We start from the raw sequence: 18,750 nt of genomic DNA on the forward strand, positions 1-18,750 counted from the left end.
GAGCTTGCAAAAACGGATGATTCTGGTATAATGGATATCATTCTGAGTTCGCTCTGAATTTGCTGATGAAAAGGAGATTTTACCATGGAATCCATAATTATGATCGTCTTAATGTTCGCTCTGCTGTACTTCATGCTGATCCGACCTGAAAAAAAGCGGAAACAGCAGGCCCAGCAGATGCGAGATGGTTTGAAGAAGGGCGATACCATCACCACCATTGGCGGTATTATTGGCAAGGTGGTGTCTATTGATAAAGATACCTTTGTGATTGAGACCAGCGAGGATCGTGTGCGGGTACAGTTTGCCAAGTGGGCATTGTCTACTGTGGGTGTCCAGACCGGCGAGCAGCCCGAGGCCAAAAAGAAGGAAGAGTCTGCCGCTACAGAGGGCGCTGATTCTTCAACTCCTGCCGAGGTTCCTGCGGAGACCACTTCTGAGACAGATGAAGAAAAATAAGCTGATTTGATCATAAAAGCATCCTCCCTTGGAATATGCTCCATTGACGAGCTATTGCAAGGGAGGAGTTTTTATGGGCAAAAAAAAGACTACGGCTGCGATATGGACCGTATTCCTCAGGGGAAGCATGCTGTCACTAGGCATATACTTTGCAGGAATTCTACTGCTGGCATTATTGCTGGTAAAAGGGGCGATACCCGAAAGCGGTGCCTTTCCTGTGACGGCAGTGCTGTGCTTTTTGTCTGCTATGAGTGGGGGACTGCTTACGGCACGACAATCTCCATGGGGAACCCTGCCGTCCGCTTTACTCAACACCCTCGTCTTTGCTGGAATTTTGATCGCGGCGGGAGCCATCTGCTGGCAGGGAATCACCTGGTATGGTCATGGAAGTATTCTGCTTCTGTGTGCCTTGGCAGGAGGCGTAGTGGCGGGTATCTTGGGCGGACGCAGGAGCCACCGCCGCAAACGTAAATAGAAGCTTTGTGAAAATTCACAAAAATCAAGGAGGACTCTGCTTGCGGGTGACAGAAACCACATCGTGAAGTTGTATCACTGGTTGTTGGCGGAAAAGGGCAGATATGGGGGAGATGTGAAAAAGATGCCCACCATATCTTGTCCTTTTTCTTCTTAAATTTTACTTTGTTTCTTTAGTTTACATAATTTAATTTACATAATATTTTGGCATAACCAACAAAAAGGAGTTTTTTTCTCCAAATTCCTTGATAAAACTGGAAATTTGAATTATAGTAAGATCATAAATAGTTTACGTCAACCAATCATAAGCTGGTGCTCCTGCGCATAGGATGCAGTGAGGTGAGCCAGATTGGATTGGAAGAAACAAAGCCACACAGGGCAGACATCTTTGTTGCTTCGTTTGGTGTTGTTAGCCCTCTTTTTTTTGGGCGGCATTTTTTTGGGACAGGTCCTGGCAGGAAAAGTTCCGGATGCTACCGGTCAGGAGCTAACAGAGTATCTGCGTGGATATGTGGCTCTGGAGGCCGGTGTGACACCCCAGGCAATGCTGTCAGCGCTGGTGCTCTATTACCGCTATCCGCTTTTTGCGGTTCTTCTTGGGTTTGCATCCATTGGGGTGGCGCTGCTGCCGTGCTTAACGGCAGCATTTGGTTTTTCGTTATCGTTTTCTGTCTGCTGTTTTACTGCTTCGTTTGGTGGAAATGGTGTTTTGCTTGCACTGGCGGTTTTTGGAGTGCGGTGTGCGGTGACATTGCCGGTATTTTTTCTTCTGGCCGTTCCTGCGTGGGGAAATTCCGCGGCACTGGCGTTAGCGTCCCTTGGGAGGGGACGGCGCACAGCGCCTATCGTTTACGGTCGTACCTGGTGGCTTCGGGTCGCAGTATGTGCTGGGATTTTGCTGGCTGGCATGTGTATGGATTTGTTTTTTTCACAGTGGCTACTTCAGGCGGTCCTGGGCCGTATTTTGGTGTGAGTTATTTGAGGAGGAGGGCTTCACATGGATGATATTGCCCGTTATGGTGCATATCTGGCAAATGAGAAGAATGCCTCTCAAAATACGATCAGCTCCTACTTGCGGGATGTCACCCAGTTTGCAGAGTACTTGCAGAACACACAGAGCTGCGGACTTCGCTTGGCAACCGGAGATATGATCCGCAGCTATATGTACTGGATGCAGGGACACGGAAAATCCGCCTCTTCTGTGACAAGGTTTTTGGCCTCCGTCAAATCCTTTTATAATTTTCTGGTTGGAAACCGTGATATGAAATCAAACCCTGCTAAGGGCATTACTGCTGCGAAGGCAGAGCGAAAATATCCTGAGATTCTCACCAGCAAAGAAGTAGAGCTATTTTTGGAACAGCCCCAGTGCGTGGATGCAAAGGGTTTTCGGGATCACGCCATGCTGGAACTGCTATATGCCACTGGTATCCGGGTTAGTGAGCTGATCTCTTTGAATTTGGGTGATTTTAATGCAGCCGGCGGTTTTATCCGCTGTGAAAGCCGTGGCAAGGAGCGAATGATCCCGCTGTACCACACCGCTATCAAAGCCATTCAGGATTATGTGAAAAATGTACGTCCTCAACTGATCTCTGATAGCAGTGAGGAAGCCCTGTTCGTGAATATGAACGGTGAACGCATGAGCCGGCAGGGCTTCTGGAAGATTATCAAATTCTATCAGGAAAAGGCCGGCATCCAAAAGGACATCACCCCACACACTCTTCGTCACTCCTTTGCGGTACATCTGTTAGAAAATGGTGCGGATCTACGGTCTATTCAAGAAATGCTGGGGCATGCGGATATCTCCTCCACGCAAATCTACACCCATGTGATCAAACGGCAGCTGAAAGATGTCTATCAAAAAGCACATCCGCGGGCATGAAGAGCACAGGGTGCGATTAGCATCTCGCTAATAAGCGCATTGATTGCGGCAGGCGGTGTCTTCGCCGCAACTGATGTTCCGCTGATGACAAAATTTTTCAAGATCAAGAAACAAAACGCAGTGGAAACAGCAGCATGGCATTTGCCGCGCTGCTGTTTCCTTATATTAAACATATTAAAAGTTCGGAAAATAAAATCCGCTTCCGAAAACTCTAATATGCAGATAGAGAGGGGGGAGCGCATGGACCAGGAAACATTTGCCGTCCGGGTGGAGGCCATAAAAGCACGGTTGTATCGAACCGCATATCTGTATCTAGGCAGTGAAAGTGCTGCGTTGGACGCCGTGGATGAGGCAGTCTATCAGGCGCTGCGGGCGCTGAAAAAACTGCGGGAACCTGAATTTTTTGAAACCTGGATCACCCGCATCCTGATCAATGAGTGTCACCGGGAACTGAGGCGGCGAAAGCGGTTTTCAGATGAGGTTCTGCCGGAAACTGCCGGCCCCTGCGAATACGATACGCTGCCTTTGAAAGAAGCTGTTCGCTGTCTTCCAGAAGCGCTGCGGCTGGTCGTGGTCCTGCGTTTTTTCACGGGATATACGCAGGCAGAAACCGCAGCTGCGCTGAATATTCCACAAGGGACTGTGGCCACTCGGCAGCGCCGGGCTCTGGAATTGCTGCGGCTGGAACTGGGGGAGGAGGAACACACATGAATCGAAAAGAAGAATACCGCGCCCTGTTGAGCGAGCTGGAACAACTTCCGCCGGAGTTGGAGCAAACAGTGGAAAGGGCTGTCAGGCGTAAAAGGAAGCTGCGGAATAAACGGCGCTTTTGGGGAATTCCGGTCGGAAGCCTCGCCGCTTGTTTTTTAGGTTTTGTCCTGCTGGTCAACCTGTTCCCGCCCTTTGCCAGAGCTTGCGGAAACGTACCGGTATTGCGGGAGCTTGCCGAGGCGGTTGCATGGTCCCCATCTCTCTCCGCCGCCGTGCAACACGATTATGTCCAGCCCATTGGGCAGACCAAAACAGAAATGGGCTTCACCGCATCGGTAGAGTACGTTATTGTGGACCGCAAACAGGTAAGCATGTTCTATACTCTAGAGTATGACGCGGCTCTGTGGGAGCAGGTCCATGTGGATTATGAATACGGCGATCTCCACGGCTGGGCTGGAGACGCGGGGACTCTCTGGCAAAAGCCAGGGGAGTTACGGGAGATTAGCATGAATTTTGTGGACCAGGATGTGCCGGCTACTCTGGACCTAGCGCTGAAAATCAGTGCCGAACCGAGGACGGACCAATCAGCGGGGCCGACGGAATATGTCGGGAACAGTCTTTTTGAGGAGCCTCACTACGAGGAGCCGGACTATCTTGCGGAGCTGACCTTCACCCTGGAATTTGACCCCAGCTATACGGCCCAGGGGACGGTGATTCCCGTGAATGCCGATTTCACACTAGACGGGCAGCGATTTACACTGACAGAGGTAGAACTTTATCCCACCCACTTGAGGGTGAATCTGGAGGATGATCCCACGAATACGGCGTGGCTGCGGGGCGTAGATTTATACCTGGAAAATGAACACGGAGAGCGTTTTGGGAGCAGCATCAACGGAATTACTGCCTCCGGTGATCCGGATGGGGAGGGATATGCCACCTTTTGGCTGGACAGTCCCTTTTTCAGCCAAGGAGAACACTTGACCCTCTATATCTCCGGCGCTGACTGGAAGGATAAGGACGCTCCCAGGGTCCGGGTAGACCTGGGAACAGGCACTGCAGAACATTTGCCGGATGGTATCCAATTTCTGAGGGCGGAACAGCAGGCCGAGGGGTGGATTGTGTACTTCACCATGCCCCGGGAAACAAACGGCAGCCTATACAACAACTTTTCAGGCGGCTTCTGGGATGAGGCCGGAAACCATTACGAGATCTGGCAGTTCGGACACACCTATGGCTATCGGGACCCAGTTACAGGGGAAACCGTTGAAGAGGATACCATGTTTACAGAGAACTTCCCTCTGGCCGGGTTTGAGGGAGATGTGGTCTACCTAGAGCCAAATAGGAACCGAACCACAGACTTTTCCATCCCGGTATCCATTCCCATTTCCTAACTGAAGAAGACCCGAGCAGCCATTTTTACCACGGCTGTTCGGGTCTTCTGATTGGATGGTGTTCACATACATGCGTTCACAAATTTCATCGGTACATCCATGCGCGCTGCGGTTTGCTCTGGTGTCAGGCCGCTTGCCAGAAAGCGTCTGCACACGGCTTTCATGTTCTCGCCCACCTCAATGATGTGTCTGTCTGGGTCATAGAAGCGTACAACCCGCTGGCCCCAGGCGTGCTCCTTGACAGGATGGACATACTCCACACCGCACTGGGAGAGCTTTGCTGCAAATCGGTCAAAATCGTCCTCTTCAAAGTATACCTCAAAGTCATTTCCACCAAAGAAAACCTGGTCTGTTCCAAGAAACTCCCGGTATGTCTCCAGCGTCTGAAGGGCCAACCCGCCGGTTAAGGTCTTGTTTGCCCCAAAATCCAGCACTACATGCAGGCCCAGCACAGCCTGATAAAACGCCACCGATCGATCCATATTGGTCACGACCAGCATGGGATTTTTCAGCTTCATATGAGTTCCTCCTGAAGGTTTGGTTGTTTTATTTTACCATGCCGCCGCTCCAGCCGGCAAGAGGGACTTCTCCACTTGCGTGAGGGCAAAAAATTTGCTATACTGTTTAGTAAATTCTAAAGAGAACTCAAAAAGAGGGGTGCTCCATGCGTATTTTAGGCATCGACCCTGGGTATGCCACCATTGGCTTTGGGCTGATCGAAGCCGATCGAGGACAAGTACATATGGGGACCTATGGTGCAATCACAACTCCTGCTGGATTACCCCTTTCGCGCCGACTATATCAGATCAGCTGTGACATGGAGTCGTTGATCGGGCAGCTCAAGCCAGATGCAATTGCGGTAGAAGAGCTGTTTTTTAATACCAATCTTACCACCGGCATTGCCGTAGCTCACGGCAGAGGCGTGATCCTCTGCACAGCGGAGCACTGCGGAATTCCACTCTATGAGTACACGCCCTCCCAGGTCAAGCTGGCCGTAACCGGTTACGGAAAGGCGGAAAAACGCCAGGTGATGGATATGGCGAAACGGTTGTTGAAATTGAAGGCCATTCCTCGTCCGGATGATGCAGCCGACGCTCTGGCCTTGGCGATCTGCCATGCAAGGAGTTTTACTTCACGGCTTCCACAAGCAAGCGCCGTGAAGGAGACAGTCTGACGCGACAGGGGGAGAGAAGAGAATGTTCTATTACCTGGATGGCACAGTGGCGGAAATTTTACCGTATCTGGCGGTCATTGACTGCGGCGGCGTGGGCTATGCCTGCAAGACCACCAATTATACCTTGGCCAGCTTGAAGAAGGGGCAGCGCGGGAAAATCTATACCTATTTGAACGTGGGGGAGGAAGTGTTTGATCTTTATGGCTTCTCCACGCAAAGCGAATTGAACAGCTTCAAGCTGTTGCTGGGCGTGTCTGGCGTCGGCCCTAAAGCGGCGCTTGCCATTTTGTCCTCCGGCACGCCGGAGAGTCTAGCGATGGCCATTGTGACCGGTGATGAGAAGCGACTGACCGCGGCACCGGGAATTGGAAAGAAGATCGCCCAAAGGATTATTCTGGAGCTGAAGGATAAAATGGCGAAGGAGAGCGCCGGGGGGCTGGACTTTTCAGGAGGCGGAGCGCCCCCTGCAGTGTCAGCGGCCTATCCCACAAAAGCTGCCGAAGCGGCACAAGCCCTCTCCACGCTTGGCTATTCCAGCCAGGAAATCAGCGTGGCGCTCAAGGGCGTGGACGTGGAAAGCCTGCCGCTGGAGGAAATCATCCGTCAGAGCCTGAAAAAGATGGTGAAGTGAGATGGAGACGTTTCCCCGGCGTGTACGTAAGGAAAGGGAAGTGGCACTTTGAGCATTGATTTTGGAAGCGACATCTATGAGGAGCCGATTGTGACCAAGACCTTCCTGCAGGAAGACGCCCAGGAGGGATCTCTGCGGCCCAAGACGCTGCGGGAATATATCGGCCAGGAGAAGGCCAAGGACAATTTGTCCATTTTTATTCAGGCCGCCCAAAAACGTGGAGAGGCCCTGGACCATGTGTTGCTCCACGGCCCCCCAGGCTTAGGGAAGACGACGCTGGCTGGCATCATCGCACAGGAAATGGGCGTGAATATCCGTATTACCTCCGGCCCCGCTATTGAAAAGCCCGGAGATTTGGCGGCTCTTCTGACCAATTTAAATGAAGGTGATATTCTCTTTGTAGACGAGATTCATCGCCTCAACCGCTCCGTTGAGGAAATTCTGTATCCCGCCATGGAGGATTATGTCTTAGACATTATTGTGGGAAAGGGGCCATCTGCAAACTCAATCCGGTTGGACTTACCCAAGTTTACCCTCATTGGTGCTACCACCCGTGCAGGTCAACTATCAGCTCCTTTGCGGGATCGTTTCGGTGTGACGCTACGTTTGGAGCTTTACACACCGGAGGAACTGGCCAGGATCGTCACACGTTCCGCCGGGATTCTGGATGTGGATATCGTGCCAGAGGGCGCCTATGAGGTTGCTCGCCGGAGCCGTGGTACCCCACGCATCGCCAACCGGATGCTACGCCGGGTGCGGGATTTTGCCCAGGTGAAAGCCGATGGAATTATTACCAAGAGCGTGGCGGATGAGGCTCTGTGCGCCCTGGAAATAGACTACCTGGGACTGGACCCTATTGACCGGCGCATGCTGGAAGCGATCATTGAAAACTATGGAGGCGGTCCTGTCGGTTTGGAAACTCTGGCGGCTACCATTGGCGAGGAGTCGGTGACATTGGAGGATGTCTATGAGCCGTACCTCATGCAGCTTGGCTTTCTGACCCGGACGCCTAGAGGACGCTGTGTCACGCAAAAAGCATATCAGCACTTGCACATGCCGGTTCCAGGCGGTATGGCGGCAGAAAACCCAATGGAACAGCTTTCTCTTTGATTCGATGTGATCGTCAGCCGTTTGAGTGCCGTATTTTTGAAATTTACAGGAAATAATTGGTTAAAGCGCTGAGGAAATTGCGGCGAATTTGTGAATTTCTATAAATTCACTAAATTTTTTTATAAATCATCCACTTTTTTTGATAATCTGCTTGACATTTTTATAAAATGATAGGTATAATACATGATATATAAATCTTATGAGAATTTTACCAAAGATCCTCAGCTTTTATCAGATGAAGAGCTCTGTACTCTGGCCTCTGCTGGAGACCGTATAGCAGAAGAAACTCTGGTTACACGGTATAATCGTCTGGTTCGTACTTGTGCACGCCCGTTTTTTTTAGCAGGCGGAGACAGTGAGGATTTAACCCAGGAGGGGATGGTAGGTCTCATTAAAGCAGTTCGAGAATTTGATGCTGAAAAAGAGGCAACTTTTCGAACCTTTGCAGAAATCTGCATTCGCAATCGGCTGTATTCGGTTCTCCGTGCTGCGGCGCGGGAAAAACATAAGGCCTTAAATCAGTCGATTTCTCTGGATACTCCCTACTTTGACAGCAATTCCTACACCTCTGGAACCAATCATCTGGAGCAGCGCAATCCGGAAGATTTTATTATCGACCGGGAACATACGGCGGCCCTCTTATCTGGAGTCCGGAAACAGTTGTCCGAATTTGAAGCAAAGATTTTGGAGTACTATTTAGACGGTCTTTCATGCAGGGAAATTGCCGAACTGGTCGGCAAGCCTCCAAAGTCCGTGGACAACGCTGTGCAGCGTATCCGACGCAAGGTGGCACAGCAGCTTTTTTCCGGCGATGTCAGCAGAAGCTGAACGCAATATATTTTTCTTTTCAAAGAGAGGGTAAAAACATGTACGAAGACAAGACTTTAGTGTGCAAAGAGTGCGGCCAGGAATTTGTGTTCACCGCTGGTGAGCAGGAATTTTACGCAGAGCGCGGTTTCCAAAATGAGCCCCAGCGCTGCAAGGCTTGCCGCGATGCGCGCAAGAATGCCGCCCGCGGCCCTCGTGAGTATTTCACGGCTGTTTGTGCCGCTTGCGGTGGTGAGGCGAGAGTTCCCTTTGAGCCCAAGTCTGACCGCCCTGTCTACTGCAGCGAGTGCTTCGCGAAGATGCGTGAGCAGGGCTAAGAAACTGATTTTCTGTTTTGTTTCTTGCAAAAAAGTGGCGTCCGTCTTTCACGGATGCCACTTTTTATGTCTGAAATGGGTAGTTTCTATAATTTTCTTGGAATTTCTATTGAATTTATGCCTATGATACAGTATAATGAAATTGTTGAAATTTCAAATGGAGGACAACCTACTATGATCAACATCACAAAAGACACCATTATTGGTGACATTCTGGATATTGCACCTCAGACTGCACCGATTTTTCTGTCCATTGGTATGCATTGTCTGGGTTGCGGGGCTTCTCGCGGTGAAACCGTGGAGGAGGCCTGTGCTGTTCACGGTGTAGACGTAGAGAAGCTGTTGAAGCTGGTAAATGAAGAGGCGAACAAGGCCCAGTAAACGTAAATCTACAAGGACGCATGCGGAATGACTCCGCATGCGTCCTTACACAGAGCTTAGGAGGGATTCGATTTGGCCAGGGGATTGGAGTTGACGCCCCGGTTACGGAGGCTGGCTGATTGGGTGCCTCTAGGTACCAGACTTGCAGATATCGGTACTGACCATGCCTATCTGCCTGTGTGGTTGGTATTGGAGGGCCAGGTGGCATCTGCCATTGCGAGTGATCTGCGGCCCGGCCCGCTTCAGCGGGCAAAGGAGACTGCCAAAACATATGGTACTGAGATCGACTGCCGTTTATGTAATGGATTAACCTGTATCACACCAGACGAGGTAGATACCATTGTGATAGCCGGTATGGGCGGTGAAACTATTGCGGCGATTCTATCAGCGGCTCCTTGGACGGCGATGGGACATCATACGCTGTTATTACAGCCGATGACTCGCAGCGAAGCGCTCCGGCTTTTCTTAATGGACCATGGCTATGCGATCAAACGGGAAGCCCTTGTGCTGGACCGCGGCACCATATACCCATGTATGGAGGTTATCGCGGGGCAAATGCGGCTTTCCACAGGACAGCTATGGGGCGGTGCGTTTCTCCGGCAGGACCCTCTGGGTGATACTTACATAATTCAAAAAATTATTCGTCTACAGAGTGCTATTGCAGGATTGAGACATTCAGAGCGGCCGGATGACTATGAAAAAGCGGACAGATTGCGAGAGATTGTTACCGCATTATTGTCTATGAGAGAGGAGTGGCGCCATGCCAACGGTCCAGGAAATTGAACAGCGGCTTTTTCAGTTGGCTCCCCGTGAGAGCGCCATGGACTGGGACAATGTAGGTCACTTGTTGGGCTCTCCAGAGCAAGAGGTCACTCGTATTCTGGTGGCATTGGATATCACAGAGGCTGTGGCCGATGAGGCAATCGCTGAAGGGTGTCAGCTGATTGTAGCGCATCACCCTGTCATGAATTGTAAATGGTTGCCTGTGCAGACAATCCGAAGTGATACACCGCAGGGACACCTATTGATGAAGCTGCTAACACATGATATTTGCGTGATTTGTATGCACACCAATCTGGATGCAGCTGAGGGAGGTGTGAACGATTGTCTAGCATCTGTGCTGGAGCTGATCGACCCTGGACCCTTGAGAGGTGAGGCAGGGTTGTGCCGCATGGGTAACTTGTCTGCGCCGCTGATGCTGCCCGATTTTATTAGGCATGTTTCAAAGGCTTTGAACTGCAATGGCATCCGCTATGCAGATGCTGGTCGGCCGGTTTACCAGGTTGCGGTAGGCGGCGGGGCCTGCGGAGATTTTGAGAGCGCCGCTATTGCTGCCGGCTGTGACACTTTTATTACCTCAGACCTGAACTATCATCAGTTTCTGGATGCGGCGGGAAAGGGAATCAACCTCATTGATGCAGGGCACTTCCCAACAGAGGACCCAGTCTGTAGAAAGTTGGTAGCATACCTGAAAGCTCAGTTTTCCCAGATTACTGTTCATAAATCCGCTTCTCATCGAGAAGTGATTCAATATTACGTAGAAGGAGAATAAACCACCATGTCCGGACATTCCAAATGGCATAATATTCAAAAAACAAAGGGGGCCGCAGATGCCAAGCGCAGTGCCGCCTTTACCAAAATTGCAAAGGAGATCATTGTTGCCGTCAAGGAGGGGGGCTCCGGTGATCCCAACAATAACTCCCGTCTAGCAACAGTCATCGCCAAGGCGAAAGCAGTGAATATGCCTAATGACAATATTAAACGTACTATCGACAAGGCTTTAGGTGCCGGCAGTACGGAAAACTATGAGGCGGTCACATACGAAGGTTATGGTCCTGGTGGTGTAGCCGTCATCGTAGAAGCACTGACTGACAACCGCCAGCGTACCGCGCCGGAAGTGCGCCACGCCTTTGACAAGTGCAATGGTAACATGGGTGCCCAAGGGTGTGTCAGTTGGTCCTTTGACAAAAAGGGTGTCATTGTCATCGACAACGAAGATGGAGAGCTGGACGAGGATACTGTGATGATGGATGCGCTGGAGTCTGGAGCAGCAGATTTTGAAGCAGATGGTCCGGCTTTGGAAATCACTTGTGATCCAGATGCGTTCAACAATGTTGTGAAGGTGCTGGAGGAAAAGGGATATAGCTTTATCAGTGCCCAGGTTGAAATGGTTCCCCAGAACTATATCACTCTCTCTGGTGAGGGAGACCTGAAAAACATGCAAAAACTTGTTGACATGCTGGAGGACAATGATGACGTGCAGAATGTCTGGCATAACTGGGATAACGAATAAAATAATGGTGCAATGCTTAAAAGCATTGCACCATTATTTTTGCCACGCCGATGCGGTGTCCTCAGAGCCTATCTACACATAGACTGAGATAGGAAGGGAGGGGGGCGCAATGCGCTTTGCGGCAAACTATGATCGAAACGCTGTCGTGCTATACGCTCACCAATGGGCATACGGGCGCAACCCAGCATTTTATGACTATGAACATTTGGGTGGTGATTGCACCAATTTTGCATCACAGTGCGTTTTTGCCGGTAGCGGAGTGATGAACTTTACACCTACATTTGGCTGGTATTATATTGATTCCAATCAAAAGGCTCCTGCTTGGACCGGTGTTCCATATTTCTATAATTTCCTGACCAGACAGGGCCGTTCTGTAGGTCCTATGGGCAGAGACAGCACTATGGAAGAAATCCGGCCTGGTGATATTATCCAACTATCCTTTAGCGGAGAGGCATTTCAGCACTCGCCAGTGGTTGTGTCTGTTGGAGACCCTATTACACCGGAGAATATCTTAGTAGCAGCCCACAGCTATGACGCTGACAATCGTCCGCTAGCCACCTATGAATATCGAGATATTCGATTCATCCATATTGAAGGAACCATGCTGCCTTAATGGAGGCCGGGGCGAGTGCTAACTCGCTCCGGTCATTCATTTTCCTGTGGTTTCTTTTGTAACTTAACATTTGACAAGGGATTTGCCTTTGCAGCAATTCGCAGAGATTCATTATCAATATGCGTGTAAATTTCCGTGGTATTCAAGTGATCGTGTCCCAGAACCTCCTGAACCGCGCGGACATCCACTCCATTTTGGAGCATCAGTGTAGCGGCAGTGTGCCGTAGTTTGTGAGAGGAGTACTGACTGCTGTCGAGGCCAGCCACTTCCAGCTGTTTTTTAACCATGCTATGGACCATGGACCGGCTGATCCGCTCGTTACGTGAGGAGAGGAACATGGCATTCTGGTCACGCCCAGTAATTGGACGGCGAACTGCCAGATAGCGCTTGAGCGCGTCTTGACAGGCATCATTCAGGTAAATAATCCGAACCTTATTACCTTTTCCCAAAACACGTAGCGACTCCCCTTGGAGATCGCTGAGGTTCAGTCCAATCAGTTCTGAAATTCGCAGCCCACAGTTTAAAAACAATGTCAAAATACAGTAATCCCGCTCCTGGTTCTTGCCACCCACAGCTTGTAAAAGCTGTAAGCTCTCATCCAGGGTCAAGTACTTTGGCAGAGTCTTTTTTAACTTCGGAGAGTCCATATCCTTGACAGGATTTTCACGAAGTAGATGCATCTTATTCGTCAAATAATTGTAAAAAGAGCGAATTGTAGCAATTTTTCGCGCGCGGGATGCTGCGTTCAATCCATACTCTGATCTAGGGCTGTTCTGGTGCTGTATGCGGTCCCGGCTCAGATAAGTCATATAACCATAGACGTCGGTCAGCGTGACGGATGCGATAAAATCCAAATCGACATCTAATATATCAATTTCATCTAAGGATTTTTGAGCGAGCTGTGGGTTCCGGATTTGCTTCATATAACGAAAGAAATTACGCAAGTCCAGATAATATTCATCAACTGTACGCTTGGAGTGTGCCTTAATGGTTTCATGATAGGATAGAAAGTCCCGCAAAATCTGTGGTGCGTCGTACCGGTAATCTGTCATGGCTGTAGTGTGGAATGTGGGGATTTTCAATCAAAATATATTTTTCCCCTCCATCACATTGAACAAAATTTTTATTTTGTTTAATGTGATATTCTTATTCCACGGTGCTCCTTCCCAAAAAAATTATTGGAGGTTTTTGTATGTCATTTCGGAATTTGTTTGAACTCAACGAAGCATGGTCTAGTGATGATGAACTTCTCATTGTGAAGGGTGCTGATAGAAGTTTCCTTCGTGCTCGTACCGCAGTTTCTTTGTATGGAGATCATAAAGTTGCTTGGTTTTATGATGATGTGGTTGCAGTTCTGTGAGTTGTTACCATCCTATGAACGCTCTGTGTCTGGGTGTAGATGCTAATGGCAAGAAAATTATAAAATTTCTCGGTCATCCTGTCAATGACAATCAAAAGACAGTTTATTATCGTGGTAAAGATTATCCGATTGATATGCTGATAAAGATTCCCTGTGGTAAGTGTGTCGGCTGTCGGCTTGAATATTCCCGCCAATGGGCGAACCGCTGTATGTTGGAATTGCAGTATCATGATTCGGCCTATTTCTGTACCTTCACCTATGATGATGACCATGTACCACGTACTTATTATCCAGACCCGGAGACCGGAGAGGCCTTCCCTGCTATGACCCTTCAAAAACGTGATTTTCAGTTGTTGATGAAGCGAATCCGGAAGCATTTTCCTGACGATCAGATTAGGTTTTTCGCCTGTGGTGAATATGGTTCCCAGACGTTTCGCCCTCATTATCATGCCATAATTTTTGGCTTGCATCTTTCCGATTTAATCCCATATAAGAAAGTTCGTGAAGGTGGAGAGCTTTACACCTATTACAACTCCCCTTCCCTTCAAGAGTGCTGGCCTTATGGTTTTGTGGTCGTTGGTGAAGTTACTTGGGAATCCTGTGCGTATACTGCCCGCTATGTTATGAAAAAGTTGAAAGGAAAGGAAGCAGATTTTTATGGAAAACACAATATTCAGCCTGAGTTTACACTCATGTCCCGGAGGCCTGGAATTGCGCGCAATTATTATGACACGCACCCTACACTTTTTGATACAGATTACATAAACATTTCAACGCCAAAAGGTGGTAAGAAGTTTCGTCCTCCCCGCTATTTTGAAAAGCTTTTTGAGGTAGATCAGCCTTTAAGGAGTGCCGAGCTTAAAGAAATAAAAAAGCGAATGGCGATTGAATCCCAGAAAGCAAAGTTGACTCGTACTTCTTTGACAGGTGATGAACTTTTGGAAGTTGAGGAAGCTGCTCAGGTGAATAAGTTGAAGTCTTTGAGGAGGTCTTTACATGAGTAGAATGAAGAAAAAGAAGGACAAGAAGGTGTTTACTCGTACTGCTGCCAAGAGCAAGAAGATCAATATTGCTCCGAAGATTTTCCGTGGAGGTATTAGGTTATGAAACCTTCACAGCCGCATGAGGTTCGGTCTTTTCGTAAATTTATGATTCGTCTTGGTTTTGAAGGTGTTTCTATTAAGCGTATGGAGCAAGACCCGAATTTATTTGCTGTTTGTGCATTTGATCGGATGAATGAGAGTGTACCTTTTTCCCGTGTTTACTCTTTGGATGATATTCGCTGTATTACGCATGCCAGTGATATTTTTTGGAGGTATTTGAAATGACTTATGGAATTTATGTTATCAGGGACGCCAAGACCACCTTTATGCTCCCTACCGTTGATTTTAATAATGCTTCTGCTATGCGGAATTTTGAGCATGCTGTACGGCATCCGGATTCTTTGATGAAGTCCCATCCGAATGACTTCGGTCTTTATCGTGTTGGTTCTTTTGATAATGAGACCGGTGAAATTATGCCGGAGTTCCCTCCCCAGTTCATTTGTGACGCTACTGTGTGTCTGAGAAAGGAAGACGAATGATGTTTAGAACGCAGTATGATCGGCAGCGTGTGACCTGTGAGCCTGGTTCCCGGATTCATAAGACCTATGGCGGCCACTATGATGAAAAAGGTCGTGTGGTGCTTGAGGAGACCGGAGAGATCAATTTGTATGATGAAATTCAGTCCCATGCGGAAAGCGTTGATATCCATGTACTCATGAAGCGGTATGCGAATGGTGATGCGGAAGCTCTTTCCAAACAGCAAGGCTTTTTCGGTGATGTGTTGGACTTCCCCAAGACCTATGCCGAAGCCCTGAATCACATGAATGAAATGGAACGGCAGTTCATGGCCCTCCCTGTTGAGACCCGTGAAAAGTTCGGCCATTCTTTCAGTGAGTTTCTTGCCGCTTCTGGTGAACCAGATTTTCTTGATCGTCTCGGTATTAAGGCTGAGCCGGCTTCTGAGCCTGAACAGCCTGAGCCTGCTAAGGAGGTTACAGAATGAATCGCAATACAGAATCCCATTTTTCCCTTCTGCCTCGTGTAGATATCCAGCGTTCCCGCTTTGACCGCTCTGCCAGCCTGAAAACGTCTTTCAATGCCGGTAATATTGTCCCCTTCTTTTTGGAAGAGGTTCTTCCCGGAGATACGTTCAATGTGAAAACGTCCCGTGTGGTACGTATGCAGACCCTGCTCACTCCTATGATGGATAATGTTTATCTCGATACTTATTATTTCTTTGTGCCCAACCGTTTGGTATGGGATCACTGGAAGGAGTTTTGTGGTGAGAACACAGAAAGTGCATGGATTCCTGAGACGGAGTATTCGATTCCTCAAATTACTGCTCCGGCAGGTGGTTGGCAAGTCGGTACCCTTGCAGATTATTTTGGTGTTCCTACAGGCGTTTCTGGTTTGTCTGTTTCTGCTCTGCCCTTTAGGGCTTATGCTCTTATCATGAATGAGTGGTTCCGTGATGAAAACTTGCAAGACCCTTTGGTTGTTCCTACTGACGATTCTACCGTGGCTGGTGTTAATACGGGAACTTTTGTCACTGATGTAGCGAAAGGCGGTTTACCTTACATCGCCTGCAAATACCACGATTATTTTACATCTGCCCTTCCTGCTCCTCAGAAAGGACCGGATGTGACTATTCCTGTTGGTACTGCTGGTCCTTATCCTGTTGTTGCTCAGTCTAATACTGTCCCGAATCCCGGTAGTGTTGGTTTGACTTTTGTTCCCTATACTGCTACTTTTAATAATGCTGGCCAGCAATGGACTGGACAAGTAAATCAACTGCGTGGAAATACTGGCAATAGTGGTGCTATTGGTGACCCAACTGCTCAAAATTCGTCTTTTGGCGTTGTTACTACAAATAGTCAGTTTAATGGTTCTGCTAATAAGATCATCCCTAATAATCTTTGGGCTCTTGATTCTGGTGATGCGGCTGTTGCAACTATCAATCAGCTCCGCCTTGCTTTCCAGATTCAGAAATTCTACGAGAAGCAGGCTCGTGGTGGCTCCCGCTATACTGAGGTTGTGCGGAGCTTCTTTGGTGTGACTTCCCCGGATGCCCGTTTGCAGCGTCCTGAATATCTTGGCGGTAATCGCACTCCCATCAACGTGAATCAGGTTATCCAGCAGTCTGGTACTGGTGAATCTGTGAATACTCCGCAAGGTACTGTTGTCGGTATGTCTCTTACTACTGACAGCCATTCCGACTTTACCAAGTCTTTCACGGAGCATGGTTTTATTATCGGCGTCATGGTTGCCCGTTATGACCATACCTATCAGCAGGGCCTTAACCGCTTGTGGAGCCGCAAGGATAAGTTTGATTACTATTGGCCGGTGTTTGCAAATATCGGTGAGCAGGCTATCAAGAATAAGGAGATTTACGCTCAGGGTAACGACACTGACGATGAAGTTTTTGGTTATCAAGAAGCATGGGCTGAGTATCGGTACAAGCCTAATCAGGTTACCGGTGAAATGCGCTCCCAGTACGCTCAATCTCTCGATGTGTGGCATCTGGCTGACGATTACTCCAAGCTACCTTCTTTGTCTGCCGAATGGATTCAGGAAGATGGAAAGACCATTGATCGTGTACTTGCTGTTTCTTCCGATCTGGCTAATCAGTTCTTTGCTGATATCTATGTGAAGAATTATTGCACCCGGCCTATGCCGATGTATTCTATTCCCGGTCTTATTGATCATCACTAAAAAGAGGGGCTTCGGCCCCTCTTGACATAAATAAAGGAGTTGATATAGAATGGCATTACCGATTACTTATAGTGCCTCTAAAGCCGCTCGTATGGCCTCTGCACAGGAGTTTTTACCCCAGGGTCATACTTCTTCTACCGGTGGCTCTTCCGGCCGTTCTAGTGCCGTTTTTGCCGCCGCTAATCAAGCCGCTGATCAGATTGGACGGATTCAAGGTATTGCTCAGTCTAATTCTGCTTTTAATGCCGAGCAGGCTACGATTCAAAGAGAGTGGCAGGAAGCGCAAAATGCTAAGGCTATGCAGTTTAATTCTACGGAAGCCGCAAAAAATCGTGCTTGGCAAGAGTATATGTCTAATACTGCGCATCAACGTGAGGTAAAAGATTTGATGGCCGCTGGCCTGAATCCTGTGTTGTCTGCTATGAATGGCAACGGTGCATCTGTTGGAAGTGGTGCTACGGCCTCTGGCGTGACTTCTGCTGGTGCGAAAGGCGATGCCGATACCTCCGCATCGGGTGCCATTGTGAATCTCTTAGGAAGCATTCTAGCGGCTAATACGCAGCTTGAAGCCGCTAACGTCTCCGCTCGTACTCAAGAAGCTGTTGCGGAAAAATATACCGCTATGCAAAAGATTGTTGCTGAGGTAGCAGCTGCGGCTTCTCGTTATTCCGCAGATCAGCATTTGAAGGGCTCTTATGCTAGTGCTTCCGCTATGCGTTATGGAAGTGATATGCAAAAGTATATTGCTGCTAATTATCCCTCTAGTATGTATGGTTTAATTTCTGCTGTTACTTCTGCTTTAACTGGTGATGAAGGTGTTTCTGGCGCTGTCAGTTCTGGTCTTGATTGGGCTCGCTCTGTTGATAAGAGGACTAAAGAGTATAGTAAAGATTATAAGGGCACTTATCGTTCAAAAAATGCAAAGGAGATTTTATTTGGATGACTAATTCTGAAATTGTTTCTGTGATTTTATTGTTTGTTTATGGAATCCCTTATTTGCTGGTCATTCGTTTGTTATGGTATATTGGTTCCTGGTTCCGTGATCGTACTAAAAAGAAAGATTATTTCATTGTAAATAAAGATCAGTCTCCCGATAGGAGCTGAAAAACACTCGGCACCATTGACCTCTCTTGATGTCAATGGTGCCGAGTGACACCAAGCACCGCGCGGTTAGCTGATAAAGACTAAAAACTATACTCCCGTGAACTAAAATAGAAACAAAAAAATATATATAAATTAACTAAAAAAATAGTATAAAAATTGATAACTGAACAATTGTATTATTTTGCTCAATTGTAATAAGATATCCACAAACCCCCTTTCTACTGTAAATCATAAAATCGTGAATCCGGGTCAAGCTAATTGCAAGATCAACAG

The 18,750-nt window shown here is 48.4% G+C and carries 26 protein-coding genes; 24 read left to right on the forward strand and 2 right to left on the reverse strand.

The window, feature by feature from the left end; translation table 11 throughout:
* Positions 1-84: 84 nt before the first annotated feature.
* From yajC to KJS55_RS15705, 6 genes are all read left to right on the forward strand, one after another.
* Entirely contained in the window at positions 85-456 is a 372-nt protein-coding gene (yajC, locus tag KJS55_RS15680) for a preprotein translocase subunit YajC (RefSeq protein ID WP_213543813.1), read from the forward strand.
* A gap of 73 nt (positions 457-529) precedes the next feature.
* Complete coding sequence (locus KJS55_RS15685) at positions 530-931, forward strand: DUF3792 family protein (protein WP_187028427.1); 402 nt, start codon at positions 530-532, stop codon at positions 929-931.
* A gap of 438 nt (positions 932-1,369) precedes the next feature.
* The gene (locus KJS55_RS15690; RefSeq protein ID WP_228300586.1) at positions 1,370-1,903 is read left to right on the forward strand and encodes a hypothetical protein; all 534 of its coding nucleotides are present in this window, start codon (positions 1,370-1,372) and stop codon (positions 1,901-1,903) included.
* Positions 1,904-1,927: 24 nt separating this feature from the next.
* Positions 1,928-2,809 (forward strand): site-specific tyrosine recombinase XerD, encoded by an 882-nt coding sequence (gene xerD / locus KJS55_RS15695; RefSeq protein WP_213543814.1) that lies wholly within the window; start codon positions 1,928-1,930, stop codon positions 2,807-2,809.
* 240 nt (positions 2,810-3,049) lie between these two features.
* The gene (locus tag KJS55_RS15700; protein ID WP_213543815.1) at positions 3,050-3,520 is read left to right on the forward strand and encodes a sigma-70 family RNA polymerase sigma factor; all 471 of its coding nucleotides are present in this window, start codon (positions 3,050-3,052) and stop codon (positions 3,518-3,520) included.
* Entirely contained in the window at positions 3,517-4,911 is a 1,395-nt protein-coding gene (locus KJS55_RS15705; protein WP_213543816.1) for a DUF4179 domain-containing protein, read from the forward strand. The genes KJS55_RS15700 and KJS55_RS15705 overlap by 4 nt, the downstream gene beginning before the upstream one ends.
* 62 nt (positions 4,912-4,973) lie before the next feature.
* Here KJS55_RS15705 and KJS55_RS15710 read toward each other — a convergent pair whose 3' ends face one another.
* A complete protein-coding gene (locus KJS55_RS15710; RefSeq protein ID WP_187028417.1) occupies positions 4,974-5,429 on the reverse strand; it encodes a VOC family protein in 456 nt (151 codons plus the stop codon).
* Between the two features lie 146 nt (positions 5,430-5,575).
* Between KJS55_RS15710 and ruvC the strand changes: the two genes are divergently transcribed.
* From ruvC to KJS55_RS15760, 10 genes are all read left to right on the forward strand, one after another.
* Positions 5,576-6,085 carry a crossover junction endodeoxyribonuclease RuvC gene (gene ruvC, locus KJS55_RS15715; protein ID WP_187028415.1) on the forward strand — a complete coding sequence of 170 codons (510 nt, stop codon included), beginning with the start codon at positions 5,576-5,578 and terminating at the stop codon, positions 6,083-6,085.
* A gap of 22 nt (positions 6,086-6,107) precedes the next feature.
* Positions 6,108-6,716 (forward strand): Holliday junction branch migration protein RuvA, encoded by a 609-nt coding sequence (gene ruvA, locus KJS55_RS15720; RefSeq protein WP_187028413.1) that lies wholly within the window; start codon positions 6,108-6,110, stop codon positions 6,714-6,716.
* Between the two features lie 48 nt (positions 6,717-6,764).
* Complete coding sequence (gene ruvB, locus KJS55_RS15725; protein ID WP_187028410.1) at positions 6,765-7,826, forward strand: Holliday junction branch migration DNA helicase RuvB; 1,062 nt, start codon at positions 6,765-6,767, stop codon at positions 7,824-7,826.
* A gap of 183 nt (positions 7,827-8,009) precedes the next feature.
* Positions 8,010-8,654 carry a sigma-70 family RNA polymerase sigma factor gene (locus KJS55_RS15730; protein ID WP_187028408.1) on the forward strand — a complete coding sequence of 215 codons (645 nt, stop codon included), beginning with the start codon at positions 8,010-8,012 and terminating at the stop codon, positions 8,652-8,654.
* Between the two features lie 38 nt (positions 8,655-8,692).
* The gene (locus KJS55_RS15735; RefSeq protein ID WP_187028406.1) at positions 8,693-8,971 is read left to right on the forward strand and encodes a zinc-ribbon domain containing protein; all 279 of its coding nucleotides are present in this window, start codon (positions 8,693-8,695) and stop codon (positions 8,969-8,971) included.
* Between the two features lie 174 nt (positions 8,972-9,145).
* Positions 9,146-9,352, forward strand: a complete 207-nt coding sequence (locus tag KJS55_RS15740; protein WP_187028403.1) for a DUF1858 domain-containing protein — start codon at positions 9,146-9,148, stop codon at positions 9,350-9,352.
* 72 nt (positions 9,353-9,424) lie between these two features.
* Positions 9,425-10,135, forward strand: coding sequence for a tRNA (adenine(22)-N(1))-methyltransferase (locus KJS55_RS15745; RefSeq protein WP_213543817.1), 711 nt, complete (start codon positions 9,425-9,427; stop codon positions 10,133-10,135).
* The gene (locus KJS55_RS15750) at positions 10,113-10,904 is read left to right on the forward strand and encodes a Nif3-like dinuclear metal center hexameric protein (protein WP_187028399.1); all 792 of its coding nucleotides are present in this window, start codon (positions 10,113-10,115) and stop codon (positions 10,902-10,904) included. Before KJS55_RS15745 ends, KJS55_RS15750 begins: the two co-directional genes overlap by 23 nt.
* Before the next feature lie 6 nt (positions 10,905-10,910).
* Positions 10,911-11,645, forward strand: coding sequence for a YebC/PmpR family DNA-binding transcriptional regulator (locus KJS55_RS15755; protein WP_187028397.1), 735 nt, complete (start codon positions 10,911-10,913; stop codon positions 11,643-11,645).
* A gap of 109 nt (positions 11,646-11,754) precedes the next feature.
* Complete coding sequence (locus tag KJS55_RS15760; RefSeq protein WP_187028395.1) at positions 11,755-12,258, forward strand: amidase domain-containing protein; 504 nt, start codon at positions 11,755-11,757, stop codon at positions 12,256-12,258.
* 32 nt (positions 12,259-12,290) lie between these two features.
* Here the strand turns inward: KJS55_RS15760 and KJS55_RS15765 are convergent, their stop codons facing one another.
* Entirely contained in the window at positions 12,291-13,310 is a 1,020-nt protein-coding gene (locus tag KJS55_RS15765) for a tyrosine recombinase XerC (RefSeq protein ID WP_213543939.1), read from the reverse strand.
* Between the two features lie 140 nt (positions 13,311-13,450).
* On the opposite strand from KJS55_RS15765, the gene KJS55_RS15770 reads away from it, so the two are divergent.
* The 8 genes from KJS55_RS15770 (at position 13,451) to KJS55_RS15805 (ending at position 18,477) form a co-directional block, all read left to right on the forward strand.
* Entirely contained in the window at positions 13,451-13,618 is a 168-nt protein-coding gene (locus KJS55_RS15770) for a hypothetical protein (RefSeq protein WP_213543818.1), read from the forward strand.
* A gap of 14 nt (positions 13,619-13,632) precedes the next feature.
* A complete protein-coding gene (locus tag KJS55_RS15775; RefSeq protein ID WP_213543819.1) occupies positions 13,633-14,622 on the forward strand; it encodes a rolling circle replication-associated protein in 990 nt (329 codons plus the stop codon).
* Between the two features lie 99 nt (positions 14,623-14,721).
* A complete protein-coding gene (locus KJS55_RS15780) occupies positions 14,722-14,946 on the forward strand; it encodes a hypothetical protein (protein ID WP_187028389.1) in 225 nt (74 codons plus the stop codon).
* Complete coding sequence (locus tag KJS55_RS15785) at positions 14,943-15,200, forward strand: phage ORF5 protein (RefSeq protein WP_187028387.1); 258 nt, start codon at positions 14,943-14,945, stop codon at positions 15,198-15,200. The genes KJS55_RS15780 and KJS55_RS15785 overlap by 4 nt, the downstream gene beginning before the upstream one ends.
* Positions 15,197-15,664 (forward strand): hypothetical protein, encoded by a 468-nt coding sequence (locus KJS55_RS15790; RefSeq protein WP_213543820.1) that lies wholly within the window; start codon positions 15,197-15,199, stop codon positions 15,662-15,664. The genes KJS55_RS15785 and KJS55_RS15790 overlap by 4 nt, the downstream gene beginning before the upstream one ends.
* Positions 15,661-17,373, forward strand: coding sequence for a major capsid protein (locus KJS55_RS15795; RefSeq protein WP_213543821.1), 1,713 nt, complete (start codon positions 15,661-15,663; stop codon positions 17,371-17,373). The genes KJS55_RS15790 and KJS55_RS15795 overlap by 4 nt, the downstream gene beginning before the upstream one ends.
* A 49-nt stretch (positions 17,374-17,422) precedes the next feature.
* Positions 17,423-18,316 (forward strand): hypothetical protein, encoded by an 894-nt coding sequence (locus KJS55_RS15800; protein ID WP_213543822.1) that lies wholly within the window; start codon positions 17,423-17,425, stop codon positions 18,314-18,316.
* Positions 18,313-18,477 (forward strand): hypothetical protein, encoded by a 165-nt coding sequence (locus KJS55_RS15805; protein WP_213543823.1) that lies wholly within the window; start codon positions 18,313-18,315, stop codon positions 18,475-18,477. The genes KJS55_RS15800 and KJS55_RS15805 overlap by 4 nt, the downstream gene beginning before the upstream one ends.
* The last annotated feature ends 273 nt before the right edge of the window (positions 18,478-18,750 follow it).

This window comes from Pusillibacter faecalis, assembly GCF_018408705.1.
In the GTDB taxonomy this organism is placed as follows: Bacteria; Bacillota; Clostridia; order Oscillospirales; family Oscillospiraceae; genus Oscillibacter; species Oscillibacter faecalis.